Genomic DNA, 18329 nt, shown 5'->3' with positions numbered 1-18329 from the left:
AGCAATCAGTTCTTGATATTTTCCCAGCGCTTGAGCAGCTCGCTGTGGCTATCGGTCCAGCCCCTGATGGCCTGTTCCATGGTTTTGCCATCTTTGACTTCGGCGTTCATCGCGGTGATGTCGGCGATTGGCACGTAGACGCTCGCCATCAGTTCACGCGCACGCGGATTGCTTTCAGCGAAGCCTTTGTGGCCGATCCAGTAGTAGCCTTGCAGCGGCGGGAAAATGCCTTTTGGATCTTTCAGGAATTTGAGATCGAATTTCTTGGTCATCCAGGACGGATCCCAAACGGTGACGACCACCGGCTCTTTACGGTCGACTGCCGATTTCAACGCCGCCGTCATTGCCGTGGTACTGCCTTCCACCAGTTTCAGCTTGAGGTCATAGGCCTTAACCACATTGGTCGCATCGTTCATCAGGCCAGAACCCGGTTCGATACCGATGATCTTGCCGCCCAGTTTTTCCGAATTGGCGTTCAACTGGTCAATGGAATCGATGTCGACGTAACTCGGTACCGCAAGCCCTTGGTAGAGGCCAAACGAAACCGGCGAGAGTTTCTCGATTTTGTTCTTGTTTTTGTTCCAGTAATCGTTTGCCGCGTAGTCCGTTTGCGACGCCAGCACTTGAACATCACCTTTGCTTAATGCCGCATAAGCGATGCCCCACTCGGAGAACTCTACAACTTTTACGGTATAACCAGAGTCTTCAAGCACCTTCTTGGTAATACCCGTAATTGGCGTCAAGTCCTCCCACGTCATAGTACCCATGGTGATATTTTTTTCTTCGGCGTGAACTGGCAAACACATAACGCCGGCCACAGCGACAGCGCAGACTGCCTTCCAAATCTTTTTCATGGCGTGCTCCGATCTACGGTTAAAACTAGAGATTAGGCCTTTATGAAATAAAAGCCGGTGGTTTGAAACTATTCAGCCTTCTCGCCCTGCTCTGAGCGCCTGCCAGCGAATAACCGAGTTGACACCCAACATCGTCAATATCTTTGGTGGAAGCCGGCTAGGCCCTGGCAGTTGACTGAAACTTTGCAAAACCTGTGAATGGTGACCGCTGGCCAACTCGGCAGCCATCACGCCTGCCAATGTGCTTTTAACCGTGCCCAGCCCGTTTTCGCAGCAAGCGGAATAGAGGTTTTCCTCGATTTCGCCAAAGGCGGGAGCGCTGTTGCGACTCAGGCAAAGCCGCCCTGCCCAGCTGAATTCCAGCGGCGTTGATTTCAACTCCGGGAAACGCGCATCCAGAGAGTGCCGTTGTTCTTCGGCCACCGCCGCGACACGCATCGGTGTGACTTGAATACTCGGGTCATAGGTAAACTTGGTGCGGATAACAATCCGCGAAAGTCCATTCGAAGTTATCTTGCGAACTGTCGCGCCCATCGGGTCCGCTGGCAATAAGGCCCAACGATCTTTACCGGTAACCGGCCTTGAAAACTCATCATGACTATAAGCAGCCGTCATTGAGGCGTAAGTAAAGACATGCAGCAACCGGCCTTGAAAGTGACCGAAGTCTTCAATATGGCCATTGACCGCAAGAATGACTTTAGGCGCACTAACGGAACCACGATGAGACTTCGCCTTCCAGCCAACTCCCGCCCGGGACAATTCCACAATCGGTGAACGCTCATACAGTTCAATCTGCCGATCAAGTCCGTTTGCAAGATCCCGAATATATTGCGCTGGCTGAATCATCACCGCACCAGGCGTATACAGCCCGTTGTGGTAATAAGTGGAACCGGTGATGTCTCGCATCTGCGCGGCGTCCAGTACTTCAAACCGCTCGGCAATGCCTTTTAACGATTTGGCATAGTTGTCATTGAGTTTCGTCCCCCGCTCGGTGGCGGCGGCGTTGATCTTGCCGGAAGGGTCGAACGTCTGCGCAGACATGCCATATTCACGAGCAGCGTCGGCGGCAAACGCAATGGCAAAACGGTTCTGGGCAATTTCCAGTGCCGTTGCCGACTCACCGCCCACCGAATACTCCCCGGATGAAAGGCTGTGCGGCACATCGATCATGAACCCCGAGTTCCTGCCCGCCGGCCCCTTGGCGATTTCATGGGCATCCACCACCGCGATGCGGCAGCCCGGATGCAGTTGAGCCAGCCTGCGAGCCGCAGACAGCCCGGCAAAACCCGCACCGATGATCAGCCAGTCCGCCGTGACGTTGCCATCAAGCAGGCGAACAGGCGCAGTGCGTACGGAAATTGCCTCCCAACCTGAAACCCCGGTGTCTACCGGAAGGCGCTTGATGGTATGGGTGCTCATTTTTCGTTCTCTTCATCCGACCGATCAGACACATCGATCCAGATGGTTTTGATTTCGGTGTATTGATCGTGGGCAAAAATCGATTTGTCCCGACCGCCGAACCCGGACTCCTTGTAGCCGCCAAACGGCGTGGAAGCATCGCCCTCGCCGAAGCAGTTCACGGTGACGATCCCGGCGCGAATCTCCCTCGCCAACTTGATGGCACGGCGCAGGCTGCCGGTGTAAACCGAGGCGGCCAGGCCGTACACCGTGTCATTGGCGAGGGCAATGGCTTCAGAAATCGAGCTGAACGTGGTGACCGACAGAATCGGACCGAAGATCTCTTCCTGGAACAACCGACTCTCTGGCGCAACACCGTCAATCACGGTCGGCTCGACGAACGCACCGTCTTCGGTGCCACCGCCGTACACAACATCCAGTTTGCCGGCGCTGGCATGCTCAAGGTACGACTTCACTTTCGCGAAATGTTCGGGGCTGACCAACGCGCCGACGCGGTTTTGCGGGTCGAGTGGATCGCCCATTTTCCATTCGCGGATGTAGGCGCCCATGCGTTCCAGCAGTTCATCTTTCACAGACGCGTGGACGATCAGCCGCGAGGTTGCGGAGCAGTTTTCGCCCATGTTCCAGAACGCGCCGTTGACGACATGCTGAGCGACAAGATCGAGGTTTTGCGCATCGTCCATCACCACGGCCGGGTTTTTCCCGCCGCACTCGAGAACGATGCGTTTCAGATTCGAATCGGCTGCGTAGTGCAGGAAACGGCGGCCGGTCGCGGTGGAGCCGGTGAAGCTCACCATGTCGACGTCGTGATGCAGGCCGATCGGCTCACCGACCTCTTTCCCGGTGCCGGTGACAATGTTGAGCACACCTGCAGGGACGCCCGCCTCGAACGCGAGTTGCGCCACACGCAGCGTCGTCAGCGTGGTCTGCTCGGCGGGTTTGACGATCACCGAACAGCCTGCGGCGAGTGCCGGGCCGATTTTCCAGGCCAGCATCAGCAGCGGGAAGTTCCAGGGCAGCACGCAGCCCACCACCCCGATAGGCTCACGCACGACCATGGTCAGCGCGTCACTGCCCACAGGGGCGGTGTTGTCATAAATCTTGTCGATCAACTCGGCGTGCCAGCGCAGCGTATGAATGGTGTCCGGCACATCGACCAACTGGCACTCGCTGACTGGCTTGCCGCTGTCGAGACTCTCAAGAACGGCCAGTTCGTGGCTATGCCGTTCAAGCAAATCGGCAAACTTCAACAGGACGGTTTTGCGCTCTTTTGGAGAAATGGATCTCCAGCGGCCATCCTCAAACGCTTCCTTGGCGTTGCTGACCGCGAGATCGACATCTGCCGACGCGCAAGCGGCGACGTCTGCCAGAAACTCACCGGTCGCCGGATTGTTCGTGGCGAAGGTTTTGCCCGAGATCGCGGGTTTGAACGCGCCGTTGATGAAGGCATTGCAGGGGAACGAAATGTCTTTGGCGATGGCGGCGTATTCGGCCTTGGTCAGGAGATCACCCATGGCTGGCTCCTGATGTGATGCGTGCAACGTCGCGCTTCACATTGGCAATGATGGTTTGCAGGCTTTGCTTTTCTTCCAGGTCGAGAGGTTGCAGCGGCAAGCGCACGTCCCCTACTTTCAGGCCGGCCAGTTCACAACCGTATTTGATCGACTGTACAAACTTGCCGCCGTCCAGGGCATTCATCAGCGGCATCATCGCCGACATGATCCGGCGGCCCTTGTCGAAGTCCTTTTCGAGCACACAGGCTTCATAAAGCGCCACGTGTTCGGTTGGCAGGAAGTTGGAACCGGCACACACCCAGCTTCGGGCACCCCAGGCAAAAAACTCCAGTGCCTGATCATCCCAACCGCAGGACAGCGCGATGTTCGGGAATTCACGGGCCAGCAGATGAACGCGGCCCATGTCGCCGGAGCTTTCCTTGATGGCAACTACATTTTTGGAGGCGCTTACACGGGTGAGGTAATCCTCGTCCATCGAAACGGACATGCGGCCGGGGTAGTTGTAAAGCATGATCGGCAGGTCGGCAGCGCGATCGATGGTCAGCGCGTGAATCGCGTTTTCCTGGGAAGTCGGCAGCGCGTACGGCGGGCTGGTGACGAGAATGGCGTCCGCTTTGATCGCTTTGGCATCCTTGGCGTATTGCACCGAATCTTCGGTACGAATGGCCCCGGTGCTGACGATCAACTGGACCCGGCTGCCGATGACATCCTTGGCATAAGCGGCAAGCTCGGTACGCTCTTCCGAGGTCTGCGCATAATATTCGCCGGTCGAACCGCCGATGATAATGCCGTGCACTTTCGCCTCGATCAGCGACTCCAGTACTTCGGAGTACACGCTCCAGTCTATTTCCCCATCCGGTTTATGAGGTGTCACTGCGGGTGTGTAGATGCCTTCAAATTTCAAGATGATTTCTCCGGAAATGAATTGCGTGGAAGATCAACGAGCGCGTCCGCCTTGATGCCTTGGGGCGCGATAAAAATCTCCATGTTTTCCCGGGACAGTTCCCAGTGTTCAAACACGAGATCGACTACTGCGGATTCATCGCGGCGTTCAATCGCCTCGATAAACAAATCGTGGTGCCCCGCCGACAGCTCAAGACGCTCTTCCATGTCCTCGTTTTGAGGCCGGAAAAAGGTATTGCCGATACGGGAGTGATCAATCAGCAATCTTTCCAGGCTGGGCTGGAGGTATTGATTGCCGGCCATTTCGCCCATGATCGCGTGGAAACGGTTGTTCTCGACGACCATGGCCAGCGCATCCCTTGAGGTGGTGGCGATGCGGAACCGATGCTGCGTGTCCTTCAAGTCGACCAGTTGGCGCGGCTTGTAGTTTTGAACGGCCAGACGGCCAACGGCTGCGTAAATCATCGGTGCGACGAGGAAGAAATTGCGCAGGGTCGAGTGATTCATTGGAATCACCCGGGCACCGCGGTTTTCCCGAATGTCGACATAACCTTCACCGGCCAGGCGTCGGAATACTTCCCGGACCGGCGTGCGGGACAAGCCATATCGCTCGCTGAGAATGACCTCATCCAGCGCTTCGTCAGGGTCCAGTTCCATCGTCAGGATTTGACGTTTCAGATCTTCGTAAAGACTGGTTTTGCCGTTTTTCACAACGACCTCCAAGGGCAGTTTTGCGGTCAGGTGCGGCTGACTGATGAGTCGAGACTCGCACGGGTTTTTGGGTCGGTCAATAGATTGTATTTCTTGTGTATACATAGAAAACACAGGAAAAACACAACGCAATTTCGAATAATTTCTTTTTAATTCATTTAGTTATGCGTTCACCTCAAAAATGAACTAGTCGGTTACAGAAAAGAAACACGTCGTTTTTGGAATGCTTATTTCTAGATCATTCCATCATAAAGCTTATTGCCAAGCGCACTTTGGCAGCAGCCCGGTTGACCCGTAGCGACATGGCGCAAGGCGTTTGCGACACGGCTTTGCGAGCACTTCCCGGCGAGCAACGGAACGAGCGATAGTGTGTCGCCGGTTGAGCGGCTCCGTTCTCCTTCAGGATCGACCAAGATGGGCAGTGAAGAAACCAGTAAGAAGGTCAAGGGTTACCGCCGACTGATACCGTCCATGACGGCCTTGATGGAATTCGAGGCCGTTGCGCGGTTGAGCAGCTTCACGCTGGCGGCGCAAGAATTGGGCGTGACCCAGGCGGCCGTCAGCAAGCAGGTCAAATACCTGGAGGAAACCCTCGGCACCCGTCTGTTTCATCGACTGCACCGGGCGATCAAACTGACCAGCGAAGGCTACGTGCTGTATTCGGTGGTCGCCGAATCCATGCAGCGCATGGCGAACGTGTTCGACAAGATTTCCGAGGGGATTCCCGAGCAGGAACTGGTGCTCGCCTGCACCGCGGCGTTTTCACACCTGCGCATCCTGCCCCGGCTGGCTGCATTGCGCCTGTCGCAACCCAAGCTGCAACTGCGCCTGATCACCCAAGTCCACAATCCGGACGTGCACCGACAGGACGTCGACATCGCCGTGCGCTTCGGCAATGGAAAATGGGAAGACGGCACGGCGATTTTCCTGTTTGACGAAGAAGTGTTCCCGGTGTGTTCCCCCGCCTGGCTGACCACGCACCCTGCCCCGCTGTCGGTCAACGACTTCCTGCACATTGACCTGATCGATTCGGACACCACGCTCGAAGGCTGGATGACGTGGAACAGCTGGTTCAAGGAGCTGGGCGAGAGTCGTCCCAAGGTGAATTACTGCCTGCGCTGCAGCAGTTACAACGACACGGTGCAGGCCGCGTTGCAGGGCTATGGCGTCGCGCTGGGCTGGAACCGTTTGTTGCGTCCGCTATTGCTGAGCGGCGAATTGGTGCGGATTACTGACTACGCGGTGAAACCGAAAGATGCCTATTACCTGATTGTTCCGAACGGCCGGGAAATAACCCCGCTGGTGAACGCCATCGTCGATTGGTTACGGGATGAGTCGCTACTTTCACACTAAGGTCAGTTGTCGATTCTTCGCATAACTTTTAGCTATGCGAGGGTGAAATTAAAGCGCATTGACGCAAATCCGGACCATTTTGATACTTGCCTCACCGTCACTTGCTGACGATTCAACATCGCCCCCGTGAGGCAACAGATGACAACTACCGTCGCGAAATCCCAACAAGAACTGGTGACTGCACGCACCCCAGGCCATGGCATGCATGGCGCGTTGTTCGGGCGTCAGGACATTTTCGACAGCGACGTCGATATCTTTTTCACCCGGCACTGGATTCTGGTCGGCGTGACGGCGGACATCCCGGAGCCTGGGGATGTTTCGACCATAGACATCGGCAAGTCCTCGATCATCCTCGTGCGCGATGACGACGAGCAGGTGCAGGCGTTTCGCAACGTTTGCCGCCATCGCGGGGCGCGCCTGAAGCAGGCCGGCAAATCAACGGTGGGCATGCTCGTGTGCCCGTATCACCAGTGGACCTACGACCTTGATGGCAGCCTCAAGCATGCCGCTCACATGGGCAAGGATTTCGATCCGACCTGCAAAAGCCTGACTCGTGTTCATACGAAAGTGGTCGGCACTCATGTGTTTGTTTGCCTGGGTGACCAACCACCGGCAGACATCGCCTACCTGGAACAAACCATGGCGCCCCGGCTGGCACCCTACAACCTCACGTATTCGAAGATTGCTTATGCAGCCGAGATCATTGAAGACGGTAACTGGAAGTTGGTCATTGAAAACAATCGCGAGTGTTATCACTGCTCTGCGACGCACCCTGAATTAACCGCTTCATTCCTGCCGGAGGATTTTGGGTTCTGCGCCGAAGGTCTGAGTGAGGAATCGCTGCAAGCGCTGGATGAATATGAAGAACGCAATGCGGCGGCCAAACGCAGTTGGGAACGTGACGGTTTTATCTGCGACGCAGTGGAGCACCTGGACACAGACGCGGTAACCCAGTTCCGCACGCAGCGGTTGGTCATTGCCGGCAACGGCGAATCGCAAACGCTCGACACTCGGGTGGCCTGCACGCGGCTGTTTGGTGACCTGACCCGCCGCGATCTCGGCGACGTGCACTTGTGGACTCATAACTCCTGGACGCATGTGATGAGCGATCACGCCGTCATTTCGTACATCATCCCGCTCGCGCCCGACAAGACGTTGGTGCGCACCAAATGGCTGGTCCATGCCGACGCCATCGAGGGCGTGGATTACGACATCGAAAAACTGACCGAGGTCTGGAAAGCCACCAATCAGCAGGACGCCAACCTTGTCGCGATCACCCACAGCGGTACGCAAGATCCCGGCTACTCGCCTGGCCCCTTCTCGGCATTTACCGAATCCTACGTGGATCAATTTTCTCGCTGGTACGCCGCGCGGCTTGCCGCACAGGGAGTGTGAGCAATGACCATGACCCTCCTTGAAAAGCCGCCGGTTACAGCGAGCGCCATGTCTGCACCGAACGTATTTGCCCATCCGGACACGTGGGCCACCTACGGTGCGCAGTGGAACAGTGGCGAGCAAAAAGCGCTGCACTGTTGCGCCGTACGCGACGAAACCCACGACGTAAAAACCTTTACCTTTCGAAGTGCGGATTTCAGCGCCGTCAGTTTTGAGCCAGGGCAGTTCATTACGGTATCGCCGACCATCTCGGGGCAACGCGTGTCGCGCTGCTACACGTTGTCATCGTCGCCCACCCGCCCTTTTGCGCTGTCGATCACGGTCAAGCGTGTTCCCGGCGGGACCGTATCGAACTGGCTGCACGATCACTTGCGCGAAGGCGACAGGCTGCTTGCCTCAGGCCCTGCGGGCAGCTTCACACCGATAGGCCGTCCAGCCGACAAGCTGCTTTATCTATCGGCGGGCTCCGGCGTGACACCGCTGATGTCCATGACCCGTGCGGGTTTCGACCTGGCAGCCCGACTGGATATCGTCTTCGTGCACAGTGCTCGAACCCCCGACGATATTATTTTCCATGAAGAACTGACACGGATGCAGGCCAGCATGCCGGGACTTCGTGTCGTGAATATCTGCGAAGGACACGGCGACAGCACGGATTGGGCCGGGCCGATTGGCCGCCTGGATCTGGCCTTGCTCAGCGAACAGGTGCCGGACTTCAAGGAGCGGGAAGTGTTCACTTGTGGGCCGCAAGGCTACATGAGCGCGGTCAAGTCGCTACTCAAACAGGGAAACTTTGATTTCCAGCACTATCACCAGGAAAGCTTCGATATCACGGCGCTGGATGAGGCCCCTCTGATCGAAACGGCCTGCGTGCTCGATCAGCCGGAGAGCCTGTTTACGATCACGCTGTCCCGCTCCGGTAAAACCTTCAGCATGCCGGGCAACCAGACCGTGCTGGCCGCTGCGAAGAAGGCCGGCGCCATCATCCCCTCCTCTTGCAGCCAAGGGGTCTGCGGCACCTGTAAAACGGCGGTGCTGCAAGGCACGGTGGCGATGAACCACAACGGCGGCATCCGCCAGCGTGAAATCGACAAGGGATTGCGCCTGCTGTGCTGCAGTAAGCCAACGTCAGACCTGGTCATCGATTTGTAGGGTCCATCAGAACGCTCAATGTGGTCTACGCTCCAGCCTTGGGTACCTTGTTCTGCCCCGGGCGACGTGCGTTTCGGCATGGTGGTTTGCAGCGGATGCGGTACGCAACTCTCCATGCATCCTTCCGGGAAAACCACATGATCCGCACCTTGCTGACTGCTTCTTTGCTGCTTGCGCTAAGCCTGCCCGCCCATGCCGGCGTCACGCCATTCCCCACTTCGTTCCGCACCCAGGACATCGCCGTGGAAGGCGCGAAAATCCACGTGCGCGTCGGCGGCAAAGGGCCTGCCGTGGTGCTGTTGCACGGCTTCGGCGACACCGGCGACATGTGGGCGCCTCTCGCTGCCGACCTGGCCAAGGACCACACAGTCGTGGTGCCGGACCTGCGCGGCATGGGCTTGTCGTCGATCCCGGACGGAGGCTACGACAAGAAGACACAAGCGGGAGACATACGCGCGGTGCTGGCAGCCTTGAAAATCGACCACTCGGTGGTCATCGGCCACGACATCGGCACCATGGTCGCCTTCGCCTACGCCTCACGTTATCCGCAGCAAACCGATCGCCTGGTGGTGATGGATGCGCCCGTACCGGGCATTCCGCCGTGGAACGAGATTGTGCGTTCACCGATGCTATGGCACTTCGATTTTGGCGGTCCGGATGCCGAGCGCCTGGTGGCCGGTCGTGAGCGTATCTACCTCGACCGCTTCTGGAACGAGTTCGCCGGCGACCCGACCAAAGTGGACGAAGCCACCCGCCAGCATTACGCCAAACTCTACGCCCGCCCCGGCGCGATGCACGCGGCGTTCGCGCAGTTTCGCAGCATTCGCCAGGACGCCGTGGACAACGAAGCATCAATGAAGACACGCCTGACCATGCCCGTGCTGGCCGTCGGCGGGGAAAAATCCTTTGGCAACAACGAAGCCATCGTCATGCGCAACGCCGCGGACAATGTCACGGAAGTGGTGATTCCGGGGGCAGGACATTGGTTGATGGAAGAGGCGCCTACGCAGACTATTCGGGCGATTCGCGACTTTTTGCAGTGACCGTCTGTGGCAGGGCAAAAACTGTCTACGGATCGTTGTCGAAGCCTGCCGCCCTGCCTGTTCGACGGGCACTCGCTCGACACTGCATCTGCCCACCACTTAAAGTGCTGCCCCTCAACAATGGATTGCCACCAAAAATGACTGAGACCTTCCAGGGCAGTTGCCTTTGCGGCGCCATCCAATACCAACTCCGGTCACGCCCCAAAGCTGTTTCGCACTGCCATTGCAGCCAATGCCGCAAAAGCCATGGCGCTGCATTTGCGAGCTACGGTAGTGTCTTGAGGGGCGACTTTGATCTGGTACAGGGTAACGACGACATCCGTTCTTACCCTTCCTCTGAATCTGTCGAGCGCCAGTTTTGCGCTCGCTGCGGCTCGTCGCTCTTCTGGTCAAATAACCAGGGCGAATACTCCGACTGGATCTCCATAGCCCTCGGTACGCTGGACACGCCCTTTACTTGCGATAAACAGAAGCATGTCGAGGTGACGTCCAAGGCTGTATGGCATGACATTCAGGATCACTGGCCGCAGTCCCGATAATCGCTTTGTGGCTCGAGAATACTCATCCGCCCCTGCATCATGCCGCTCGCTCCCCTTTCCCGTGGCACTCGTGCCAACAGTGCAGAGCCTGCTACCACGCATCAGGCATTTACACTGCCAGCCCCAGGGGAGAAACCTATCGAAATGGAAGTCATCTCATGTTTGAACGTAGCAAACTGGTTCCAGAGTTAATGGTCACCGACCTTGGTAACAGCCTGGGTTTTTGGGTGCATTGCCTTGGCTTCGAAGTAGCGTATCAACGCCCCGAAGATGGATTCGCTTACCTCGACTTGAACGGTGCTCAGGTGATGCTCGAGCAGATTGATCCGGACGCAGGCCAATGGCTTACGGCCCCCCTGACGAAGCCATTTGGAAGAGGAATCAACCTGCAGATCGACGTTGCCGCTGTCGCCCCCATCACCCAAAAACTTGACCAAGCCGGATTTCCACTCTATCGAGCATGCAAAGACACCTGGTATCGGGCTGATACCGTAGAAGTAGGCCAGCGCGAGTTCATCGTCCAGGATCCCGATGGTTATCTCGTCAGATTGGTTGAGCGGTTGGGTGAGCGGCCGGCGGCCAAAAGCTGACCTTGCAGGTCAGCTGCCTGACGACCAGTTTTCCACTGCTATGCTGATAAGACCTGTTTCTGCACTGGGGACGAGTAGCATGGCAGCACAAGGCAAGCATTCCCCATTCACGCTCAAGGTTATGGCCTGCTGGGCTGGGATTTTCCTTGTCGCTTGGGCTGTCATAAAGCTGCTCGACACTCACCTGGACCTGAGATTGTTGGCAGATAGCACGAGCTGGCCGCAACGTTTTTCGGATTGGCTTTCGCTGGAAACGCCAATGCCGAATTGGTCGCTGCTGATGATAATCGCGATTTTAATCAGCACTCTGTCTGCAGCGATTTACTACGCCCGCAACACTGATGGAGCTTACGACGAGCTACATGAGATAGAGCGAAAAGTTTACAAAATGAACAACCCTCAGTTCCCACGACTAACAGATAACCAAACGCTATTAATGGAAGCTTTGGCCTATCATGCAAATTTCAGGAAAGTTGCAAACCTGAACTCAATTTGCAAACTTGTCTCACTCAGCACAGCAGAAGTTGAAGCCGATCTAAAGCAACTTCAAGACAAACGCCTTATCAAACAAAAAGTGACACGGGGCACGTTTGGCGCCACCACTTTTGAACTTACCTTGGCAGGCAAGGATTATGCGTTAGAGCGTTTTCAGCTAACGTAGTACAGACGAAGTGGAGGTAGGCTGGAGGTGCTTTTTTGAGCAACATAATTTGCCCATCGGGCGAAACCATTCATCTTTTTTACAAGATTAAGTGGCCCAAATGGGAAATGCCCAAGGATGCGATCCTTAGTCTACTGGACCGTCGCTTTCCGGCTAGAACCAAACATACAGCTACTTCCAGACGCCACTTTGTAGACCACAGGTTTACAGACGTTGGTAGCGCCGTTCGAAATCACTGGCCAACTGTTCAAGCGTGACGCTTCCCAAGCGATCTATAAGCAGTGCCTGCGCCGCATCAAACGCTTCGGTCAGCGCAGCATTCACCGCTTGCTCCACCAGGCATTCTGGATGGTCGGTCGACAGACCGATGGCGAAAAGCGAGGACGAGCCCAAGGCCTGATGGATGTTCAACAGTGTTATATCCGCTAACGGTTTCGCCAGCGTCCACCCCCCACGGTGCCCCTTTTCCGAGCGCACATACCCCCCGTCCTTGAGCAGCGCCATGGTCCGCCGGACCACCACCGGGTTGGTACCGAGCATCTGCGCGATGGTATCGGACGTGGCGGGCTGTTCGTGGCGAGCCATGTGGATCAGCACGTGCAGCATGCGGGACAAGCGAGTGTCATTTCTCATGGATGGCAGCTTCCTGAAATTGCGTGTGCCGAGTATCGCTCGACACAGCATAAGTTACGAGACTGTTGACACCCCGTCATCACGTAACTTACGTTGTATCTAGAGTTTTCGAGCAGGTCGAAGACCCAGGGAGACTGATCAATGGTTTATGACGTGATCATCGTTGGCGGCAGCTATTCCGGTATTTCCGCAGGCTTGCAACTGGCACGGGCGCGCCGAAAGGTGTTGGTGATCGATGCAGGTCAGCGCCGTAATCGGTTTGCTCACAATTCACATGGATTTCTTGGGCAGGACGGTCGTGATCCCGGCACGATAGCCAGCGAGGCACGTGCCCAGTTGCTGGCCTATCCAACAGTCGAGTGGCTTTCGCAACCCGCCACCCAGGCAAAGACGGGCGATGGTGGATTTGTGATAACAGCCGCGAACGGGGAACACTTTGCGGCGAGGCGTCTGATCCTGGCCACAGGGGTGGTGGATGAATTGCCTGAGGTTCCCGGGCTGTCAGAGCGCTGGGGACAGCGAGTGTTTCATTGTCCGTATTGCCATGGATATGAACTGTACGGCGGACCGATTGGAGTATTGGCGGCGTCGCCAGTTGCCATCCACCAATCGCTGATGTTGCCCGACTGGGGGCCAACGACACTCTTCCTCAACGAGGTATTCGAGCCTGATGCCGAGCAGTTGGCGAAGCTGGCCAGGCGTGGGGTTGCGGTGGAGCGCGAACCTGTCTTGTCGGTTGGCGGGGAACAAGCCGATGTGACACTCGCCAGCGGTCGTGTAATCAAACTTGCTGGGCTGTTCACTCAGCCTCTCACGCGAATGGGCAGCCCGCTGGCAGCGCTGCTTGGTTGCGAGTTTGAAGCCGGGCCGACGGGTGAGTTCATCAAGGTAGATGCGATGCGCGAAACCAGTGTACCCGGCGTGTTTGCCTGCGGGGATGCAGCAGTAGCCGCAGGCAATGTGGCCGTCGCAGTGGGTGACGGCGCACGCACGGGCGGCGCGGCACACCAGTCGCTGATCTTTCGCTGAATATGAGTCGCAAGCGGATTAAGTGCGTCCGCCGGCACCCGACCTTCTCATGCCGATTGCCTGCGCCAGGTGCCGGGTGATGTGCCGAACTGGCGCTTGAATGCGCGACTGAACGCGGCTTCGGATTCGTAGCCCACTGCAAAGCCGATCTGCGCCACATTGCCGCGACCTTCGCGCAGGTGTTGAGCCGCCACGTGCATGCGCCAGAGCGTCAGGTATTGCATTGGTGGCTGGCCGACCAATGCCGTGAATCGTTCCGCGAAAACCGAGCGCGACATGCCCACTTCAAGCGCCAGGGCTTCTGCCGTCCAGCCCTCGGTTGGGCGAGCATGAAGCAGCGCCAATGCGCGCCCGATATGCGGATCCCGCAAACCCGCCAGCCACCCGCGCCGTTCAGCGGGGAGGCTCGCGACATACTGGCTGACGGCTTCGACGAAGAGCAATTCCGATAGCTTGGCGATGACCGTTGTCGAGCCGACGCGCCCCGCCGCGATCTCGCTGACAGCAAACCGGAATGAGCTTTCAATCCAGGCTCCCGAAGCCGTCGCGCGCACGTCCAGTTTCAATAAGGATGGCAGCGACGAGAGCAACGGACTGAAAGGGGTTTCAGTGCCGAGGAACCCACACAATAACTGCGTGACCTCGCCGCCTCCGCCGCACTTGATACGTGAAATGCCGCCGACTTCCGGCGGCTGAATAACGTCGCGCGCCGACATGGGATCAACGCTCAGGTCGCTGCCAAACGTATGAACGTCATTGCGCGGAAGCAGAATGAGTTCGCCTGCCCGCACGTCGAGGGTGGCTTCACCGGCGATTTTCAATTGCATGTGCCCCGCAGCGACAAAATGCGACGCAATGACATGTCGAGGGGCCGCCAGGAACGGTTTGCAATCGTCCGCAGAGATTTTTCCGCTGAGGCACCAGGGCGCAGTGAATTCCGCCTCGAGGAAGACTCCTCCAGAGAGCCGAATGACACGCAAGACATCAGAAAGCGCATCCAGCAATTGCCAGCCCTCCTTTCCGGAGTCCGGAGCATGTAATCAGGCGCACCGGTCATTCTGCGCCTGAACGGCGAGGCCTAGATTAGCACCAACGCGGACTCAGTGATCAGGACGCCCCCCAGAGGTTTCACTCATGGTCACAGGCTCCGACGTTAACCGTAATGGCCCCCTTCCAGTTCGACCAGGAAGCAGGAGATCGATATGAACACCGTCGCAACCTTACCCGACGCAGATTCGGGCAACGCCGCCCGTTATGCTCAACTCGTCAGGTCCTCGAAAAAAGCCGAATGGCAGATCGATCGCGATTTGCTCCAGGACCGCCGCTTCGACTTCTCGCGCAAATTCTTGCCCGACGGACTCTCGCGGATCGACCGCCTGACCTTTCTCACCCTGGAAGAGGCGCGCCTGCTCAGCCAGATTCAGGGCCGAACCTATGCGTATATCTTTGGCCTGGTCGAGCGTTTCATCAGTGCCAAAATGCTCGATCAAGGTCGGGCCCATGTCTTTGACGATCAACTCGCGCTTGAAGCGCTGGTGCGATTTTCCAATGACGAGATCAAGCATCAGGAGCTGTTCCGGCGCATAGAAACGATGATGGATGCGCAATTGCCGGCGGGATATCGCCAAGTGGCCGATCCAAACGATGTGGCGCGTGCGGTACTGGCGGCCAGCACCTGGTCGGTGCTGGCGCTGACCTGTCATATCGAGCTGTTTGTTCAAACGCATTACGCAAAAAGCATCGCCCCGCGCGAGGAGTTGTGCCCGCTCTTCAAGGATGTCTTCAAATTTCACTGGAAGGATGAAAGCCGGCACGTCGTACTCGATGAGCTGGAATGGAAAGCGGAGCACGCGAAACTTTCGCCAGTCGAGCGCGACCAGGCAGTGAACGATCTGATTGCGCTGGTGGCAGCCGTCGATGCAATCCTGCAGGCACAATCGGCATCCGATGCCGACTACTTCATTCGCAATGTTTCACGCTCGTTCAGTGTTGACGAGACCGCGCAAATCAATGCCTCCGTGCTGGGCGCCTACCGCTGGCAGTACATTATCTCGGGCGTGCAGCATCCACATTTTGGCCAACTGCTTGCGCGCATGACAACACCCGAACAGATGTCCAGGATTCAGACCGCACTGGCTCCCATCATGAGCAACTGATCTACAGGGTGCGGCCGACCTCGCGTCGGCCGCGCGGATGTGCAATGACGTGCTGGATTGAGGATGGCAGCCATGACGATACCGATGTGGATGTTGCTTGGATTCGCGACCTGGACTTTGCTGCTGTTGATGGCAACCGTCGGGGTGTATCGCTGGGTCAGAATCCTGTTCTCGAATGTTCCGATTGCCTCTTTCCGAAGCGATCAGCCCGATGGCGAAGATTGGTATCGGCGCGGAACACGAGCGCATGCGAACTGTGTGGAAAACCTGCCCGTCTTTGGCGCCATCGTGTTCGTGATTTCAGCCCTTGGTATCAACACACCCGCCGTTGACTACTTGTCCATGCTCGTCCTGATCGCTCGCGTGTGCCAGTCTCTGGTTCACGTATCTCATGTGCAGACAAACAGGTTCGTGGCGGTTCGGTTTACCTTCTTTTGCGTTCAGTTGGTCTGTTTCCTTGCGCTCATTGTGATAGCGGCGAGTTACGGCGCATGAGTAAGGGATGAAGTGTTTACTTGCCGCAAACGTCGAGGGCAATGCGTTGCCGCTCTCGGCAAGCATGCGCCACGGCCCCACCTCAGCGACTCTGTTCGGCTCGCAAACAACCCCATGAAACCCCTTCTGATCCTGAGGGTGACGTCGTTATCATGGACGCCGGTTTGACAGGAGAAATGCAATGGAACTGAAGTTCAGTCACGTCGATGTACTGGTCACGAATCTCGAAGAAGCCTGTGCTTACTACGCACAGACACTGAAGGCCAGGATCTCGAAAACGCTCGTCTGGGAACGCGGTGGCCTGCACGTGCGCTACGCGATTGCGTTGATCGGTCAGGAGCGTTTCATGCTCGTGCAACCGTTGACGGGGAACCTGAAGGAACTCCTGGATTCTTCGGGTGAAGGCATGATTTATCGCCACTGCTACTCCACGCCGGACATCGAGCAGGCCTATGACGAATTGATCGCCACGGGTGTTCAGCCAGAAGACGAAAACGGCAAACCCCTCGCCCGCGCGAACCTGCAATCCCCGTCCGGGGCCCGCATCATCTGGTTGCCCAAACGCTTCGGGCACTTCTCCATCGAGATATTGGAAGACAAGGCGCTGGAAGCATTTATCGAGGAGGCGTTTGCCTGAAAGAGGCCGGGGTGAATGTTCGCCATCGGCCTGCCGCCACCGCACAAATGTCAAAGGCCCGTCCAGGGCCGGGTTATCGGATAGCCGGGAACTCTTCGACGCTGTCAGGCCAGGCAGATAGAACCTCAAAGCCATCGTCAGTGACCGCCACCATGTGCTCCCACTGGGCCGAAAGGGAGTGATCCTTGGTGACAACTGTCCAGCCGTCCGCCAGGGTTTTCACATGACGCTTACCCGCGTTCAACATGGGCTCAATGGTGAAAATCATGCCCGCTTTCAACTGCAATCCCTGGCCGGGGTAGCCGTAATGGAGGATCTGCGGCTCATCGTGATAGACCTTGCCAATACCGTGACCGCAGTATTCGCGCACAACACTGAATCCATCCCTTTCGGCGACCGACTGAATGGCATAACCGATATCGCCCAGCGTGGCACCGGGGCGAACGACTCGAATACCGGCGCACAGCGCTTCATAGGTGGTCTTGACCAAATGCCGAGCCTGCGGACTGGGTTCACCCACGAAATACATTCGACTGGTGTCGCCATACCAACCGTCCTTTTTGACAGCGACGTCGATATTCACAATGTCGCCATCCTTCAGGACAGTGGCCGAAGGCAGGCCATGGCAGACCACCTGATTGACGGACGTCAGCACGGTTTTCGGGTAGCCGAGATACCCGATATTCCCCGCAATGGCCTTTTGCACATTGACGATGTAGTCGTGACAGCGCTGATCGAGCTCGTCGGTGGTGACACCCGCTTTCACATAAGGCCCAATCATGGCCAGCACCTCGGCCGCCAGCGTTGCAGCGGCACGCGAGCTGGCGATGTCTGCCCGGGTATTGATGCGCACGTTCGCCCTCATTTCCTGGCTCCGATGGCTGCATGAACCTGTGGGCCTTGCGAACTTTCTTCGAGGGCGCAGAGCTTCTTCAAATCAAGACCGCCTTGCAGTTCTGCACGAATCAGCATGCGGCAAATGTCGCTGTGATCCAGGTCGGGGTGTAATTCGGCAAGCATCCCGATACGCATCCAGTGCTCGGCCTGAGCGTTGATCGAGCGACTCAACGCATCGCTCGCGACGCGCAGATGCTCATGCATGTCTTCAGAAATTTTTACGATGCCCATGAGCTTCACTATATGAAATGGATATGGAACGTATATTAGTCGGTTTGGGCGTTAAATCAAATGCACGTTATGGCAATGAGGAAGGAATACTGATGGATCTGATCGATCCGCCTGCAA

At 57.1% G+C, this 18329-nt stretch carries 20 protein-coding genes; 11 read left to right on the top strand and 9 right to left on the bottom strand.

The features are described from left to right. Nucleotides 1-5: 5 nt before the first annotated feature. The 5 genes from KGB25_RS15770 to KGB25_RS15750 form a co-directional block, all read right to left on the bottom strand. Nucleotides 6-854: a glycine betaine ABC transporter substrate-binding protein gene (locus KGB25_RS15770; RefSeq protein ID WP_223435625.1), complete on the bottom strand. Its 849-nt coding sequence runs from the start codon at nucleotides 852-854 to the stop codon at nucleotides 6-8. A gap of 72 nt (nucleotides 855-926) precedes the next feature. Next, nucleotides 927-2273 (bottom strand): NAD(P)/FAD-dependent oxidoreductase, encoded by a 1347-nt coding sequence (locus tag KGB25_RS15765; RefSeq protein ID WP_223435623.1) that lies wholly within the window; start codon nucleotides 2271-2273, stop codon nucleotides 927-929. Beyond that, a complete protein-coding gene (locus tag KGB25_RS15760) occupies nucleotides 2270-3787 on the bottom strand; it encodes an aldehyde dehydrogenase (protein WP_008038808.1) in 1518 nt (505 codons plus the stop codon). Before KGB25_RS15760 ends, KGB25_RS15765 begins: the two co-directional genes overlap by 4 nt. After that, nucleotides 3780-4691 (bottom strand): dihydrodipicolinate synthase family protein, encoded by a 912-nt coding sequence (locus KGB25_RS15755; RefSeq protein WP_008038810.1) that lies wholly within the window; start codon nucleotides 4689-4691, stop codon nucleotides 3780-3782. Before KGB25_RS15755 ends, KGB25_RS15760 begins: the two co-directional genes overlap by 8 nt. Next, nucleotides 4688-5401: a GntR family transcriptional regulator gene (locus KGB25_RS15750; protein ID WP_008033405.1), complete on the bottom strand. Its 714-nt coding sequence runs from the start codon at nucleotides 5399-5401 to the stop codon at nucleotides 4688-4690. The genes KGB25_RS15755 and KGB25_RS15750 overlap by 4 nt, the downstream gene beginning before the upstream one ends. A gap of 414 nt (nucleotides 5402-5815) precedes the next feature. Here KGB25_RS15750 and KGB25_RS15745 point away from each other — a divergent pair, with 414 nt between their 5' ends. From KGB25_RS15745 to KGB25_RS15715, 7 genes are all read left to right on the top strand, one after another. Next, nucleotides 5816-6754: a LysR substrate-binding domain-containing protein gene (locus KGB25_RS15745; protein WP_008038812.1), complete on the top strand. Its 939-nt coding sequence runs from the start codon at nucleotides 5816-5818 to the stop codon at nucleotides 6752-6754. Between the two features lie 138 nt (nucleotides 6755-6892). Continuing rightward, entirely contained in the window at nucleotides 6893-8149 is a 1257-nt protein-coding gene (locus KGB25_RS15740) for an aromatic ring-hydroxylating oxygenase subunit alpha (RefSeq protein WP_223435621.1), read from the top strand. A 3-nt stretch (nucleotides 8150-8152) separates the two neighbouring features. Then, a complete protein-coding gene (locus tag KGB25_RS15735) occupies nucleotides 8153-9301 on the top strand; it encodes a 2Fe-2S iron-sulfur cluster-binding protein (protein ID WP_411740533.1) in 1149 nt (382 codons plus the stop codon). Between the two features lie 137 nt (nucleotides 9302-9438). Then, entirely contained in the window at nucleotides 9439-10344 is a 906-nt protein-coding gene (locus tag KGB25_RS15730; RefSeq protein ID WP_008038818.1) for an alpha/beta fold hydrolase, read from the top strand. Between the two features lie 137 nt (nucleotides 10345-10481). Continuing rightward, nucleotides 10482-10883: a GFA family protein gene (locus KGB25_RS15725; protein ID WP_008033413.1), complete on the top strand. Its 402-nt coding sequence runs from the start codon at nucleotides 10482-10484 to the stop codon at nucleotides 10881-10883. Between the two features lie 158 nt (nucleotides 10884-11041). Next, entirely contained in the window at nucleotides 11042-11473 is a 432-nt protein-coding gene (locus tag KGB25_RS15720; RefSeq protein WP_008038827.1) for a bleomycin resistance protein, read from the top strand. 79 nt (nucleotides 11474-11552) lie between these two features. Then, the gene (locus KGB25_RS15715) at nucleotides 11553-12134 is read left to right on the top strand and encodes a hypothetical protein (RefSeq protein WP_177318171.1); all 582 of its coding nucleotides are present in this window, start codon (nucleotides 11553-11555) and stop codon (nucleotides 12132-12134) included. A gap of 204 nt (nucleotides 12135-12338) precedes the next feature. On the opposite strand, the gene KGB25_RS15710 is transcribed toward KGB25_RS15715, so the two are convergent. Beyond that, the gene (locus tag KGB25_RS15710) at nucleotides 12339-12767 is read right to left on the bottom strand and encodes an Rrf2 family transcriptional regulator (protein WP_008038831.1); all 429 of its coding nucleotides are present in this window, start codon (nucleotides 12765-12767) and stop codon (nucleotides 12339-12341) included. A gap of 141 nt (nucleotides 12768-12908) precedes the next feature. Between KGB25_RS15710 and KGB25_RS15705 the strand changes: the two genes are divergently transcribed. Next, nucleotides 12909-13796: an NAD(P)/FAD-dependent oxidoreductase gene (locus tag KGB25_RS15705; RefSeq protein ID WP_223435619.1), complete on the top strand. Its 888-nt coding sequence runs from the start codon at nucleotides 12909-12911 to the stop codon at nucleotides 13794-13796. Nucleotides 13797-13843: 47 nt separating this feature from the next. On the opposite strand, the gene KGB25_RS15700 is transcribed toward KGB25_RS15705, so the two are convergent. Then, a complete protein-coding gene (locus KGB25_RS15700) occupies nucleotides 13844-14800 on the bottom strand; it encodes an AraC family transcriptional regulator (protein ID WP_008038834.1) in 957 nt (318 codons plus the stop codon). A 198-nt stretch (nucleotides 14801-14998) separates the two neighbouring features. On the opposite strand from KGB25_RS15700, the gene KGB25_RS15695 reads away from it, so the two are divergent. The 3 genes from KGB25_RS15695 to KGB25_RS15685 all read left to right on the top strand — a co-directional run bounded on the left by KGB25_RS15695 (nucleotide 14999) and on the right by KGB25_RS15685 (nucleotide 17084). Next, nucleotides 14999-15952: a diiron oxygenase gene (locus tag KGB25_RS15695; protein ID WP_207284483.1), complete on the top strand. Its 954-nt coding sequence runs from the start codon at nucleotides 14999-15001 to the stop codon at nucleotides 15950-15952. A 72-nt stretch (nucleotides 15953-16024) separates the two neighbouring features. Continuing rightward, nucleotides 16025-16447 carry an MAPEG family protein gene (locus tag KGB25_RS15690; protein WP_192228253.1) on the top strand — a complete coding sequence of 141 codons (423 nt, stop codon included), beginning with the start codon at nucleotides 16025-16027 and terminating at the stop codon, nucleotides 16445-16447. Between the two features lie 181 nt (nucleotides 16448-16628). Further along, nucleotides 16629-17084: a VOC family protein gene (locus KGB25_RS15685; RefSeq protein WP_223435618.1), complete on the top strand. Its 456-nt coding sequence runs from the start codon at nucleotides 16629-16631 to the stop codon at nucleotides 17082-17084. Nucleotides 17085-17157: 73 nt separating this feature from the next. On the opposite strand, the gene map is transcribed toward KGB25_RS15685, so the two are convergent. Continuing rightward, on the bottom strand, nucleotides 17158-17949 hold the full coding sequence (gene map / locus KGB25_RS15680; RefSeq protein WP_223435616.1) for a type I methionyl aminopeptidase: 792 nt from the start codon (nucleotides 17947-17949) through the stop codon (nucleotides 17158-17160). Beyond that, nucleotides 17946-18212 (bottom strand): ParD-like family protein, encoded by a 267-nt coding sequence (locus KGB25_RS15675; RefSeq protein WP_008038842.1) that lies wholly within the window; start codon nucleotides 18210-18212, stop codon nucleotides 17946-17948. Before KGB25_RS15675 ends, map begins: the two co-directional genes overlap by 4 nt. Between the last annotated feature and the right edge of the window lie 117 nt (nucleotides 18213-18329).

It is taken from the genome of Pseudomonas sp. BF-RE-21, assembly GCF_019947305.1.
Classification (GTDB): domain Bacteria; phylum Pseudomonadota; class Gammaproteobacteria; order Pseudomonadales; family Pseudomonadaceae; genus Aquipseudomonas; species Aquipseudomonas migulae.
The sequence above is the reverse complement of the archived record's forward strand: the minus strand, read 5'-3'. Positions and strand labels throughout refer to the sequence as shown.

Coding starts and splice junctions, on each gene's coding strand:
- KGB25_RS15770 (WP_223435625.1), bottom strand. CDS start 854: ATGAAAAAGATTTGGAAGGCAGTCTGCGCTGTCGCTGTGGCCGGCGTT.
- KGB25_RS15765 (WP_223435623.1), bottom strand. CDS start 2,273: ATGAGCACCCATACCATCAAGCGCCTTCCGGTAGACACCGGGGTTTCA.
- KGB25_RS15760 (WP_008038808.1), bottom strand. CDS start 3,787: ATGGGTGATCTCCTGACCAAGGCCGAATACGCCGCCATCGCCAAAGAC.
- KGB25_RS15745 (WP_008038812.1), top strand. CDS start 5,816: ATGGGCAGTGAAGAAACCAGTAAGAAGGTCAAGGGTTACCGCCGACTG.
- KGB25_RS15740 (WP_223435621.1), top strand. CDS start 6,893: ATGACAACTACCGTCGCGAAATCCCAACAAGAACTGGTGACTGCACGC.
- KGB25_RS15735 (WP_411740533.1), top strand. CDS start 8,153: ATGACCATGACCCTCCTTGAAAAGCCGCCGGTTACAGCGAGCGCCATG.
- KGB25_RS15730 (WP_008038818.1), top strand. CDS start 9,439: ATGATCCGCACCTTGCTGACTGCTTCTTTGCTGCTTGCGCTAAGCCTG.
- KGB25_RS15725 (WP_008033413.1), top strand. CDS start 10,482: ATGACTGAGACCTTCCAGGGCAGTTGCCTTTGCGGCGCCATCCAATAC.
- KGB25_RS15720 (WP_008038827.1), top strand. CDS start 11,042: ATGTTTGAACGTAGCAAACTGGTTCCAGAGTTAATGGTCACCGACCTT.
- KGB25_RS15715 (WP_177318171.1), top strand. CDS start 11,553: ATGGCAGCACAAGGCAAGCATTCCCCATTCACGCTCAAGGTTATGGCC.
- KGB25_RS15710 (WP_008038831.1), bottom strand. CDS start 12,767: ATGAGAAATGACACTCGCTTGTCCCGCATGCTGCACGTGCTGATCCAC.
- KGB25_RS15705 (WP_223435619.1), top strand. CDS start 12,909: ATGGTTTATGACGTGATCATCGTTGGCGGCAGCTATTCCGGTATTTCC.
- KGB25_RS15695 (WP_207284483.1), top strand. CDS start 14,999: ATGAACACCGTCGCAACCTTACCCGACGCAGATTCGGGCAACGCCGCC.
- KGB25_RS15690 (WP_192228253.1), top strand. CDS start 16,025: ATGACGATACCGATGTGGATGTTGCTTGGATTCGCGACCTGGACTTTG.
- KGB25_RS15685 (WP_223435618.1), top strand. CDS start 16,629: ATGGAACTGAAGTTCAGTCACGTCGATGTACTGGTCACGAATCTCGAA.
- map (WP_223435616.1), bottom strand. CDS start 17,949: ATGAGGGCGAACGTGCGCATCAATACCCGGGCAGACATCGCCAGCTCG.
- KGB25_RS15675 (WP_008038842.1), bottom strand. CDS start 18,212: ATGGGCATCGTAAAAATTTCTGAAGACATGCATGAGCATCTGCGCGTC.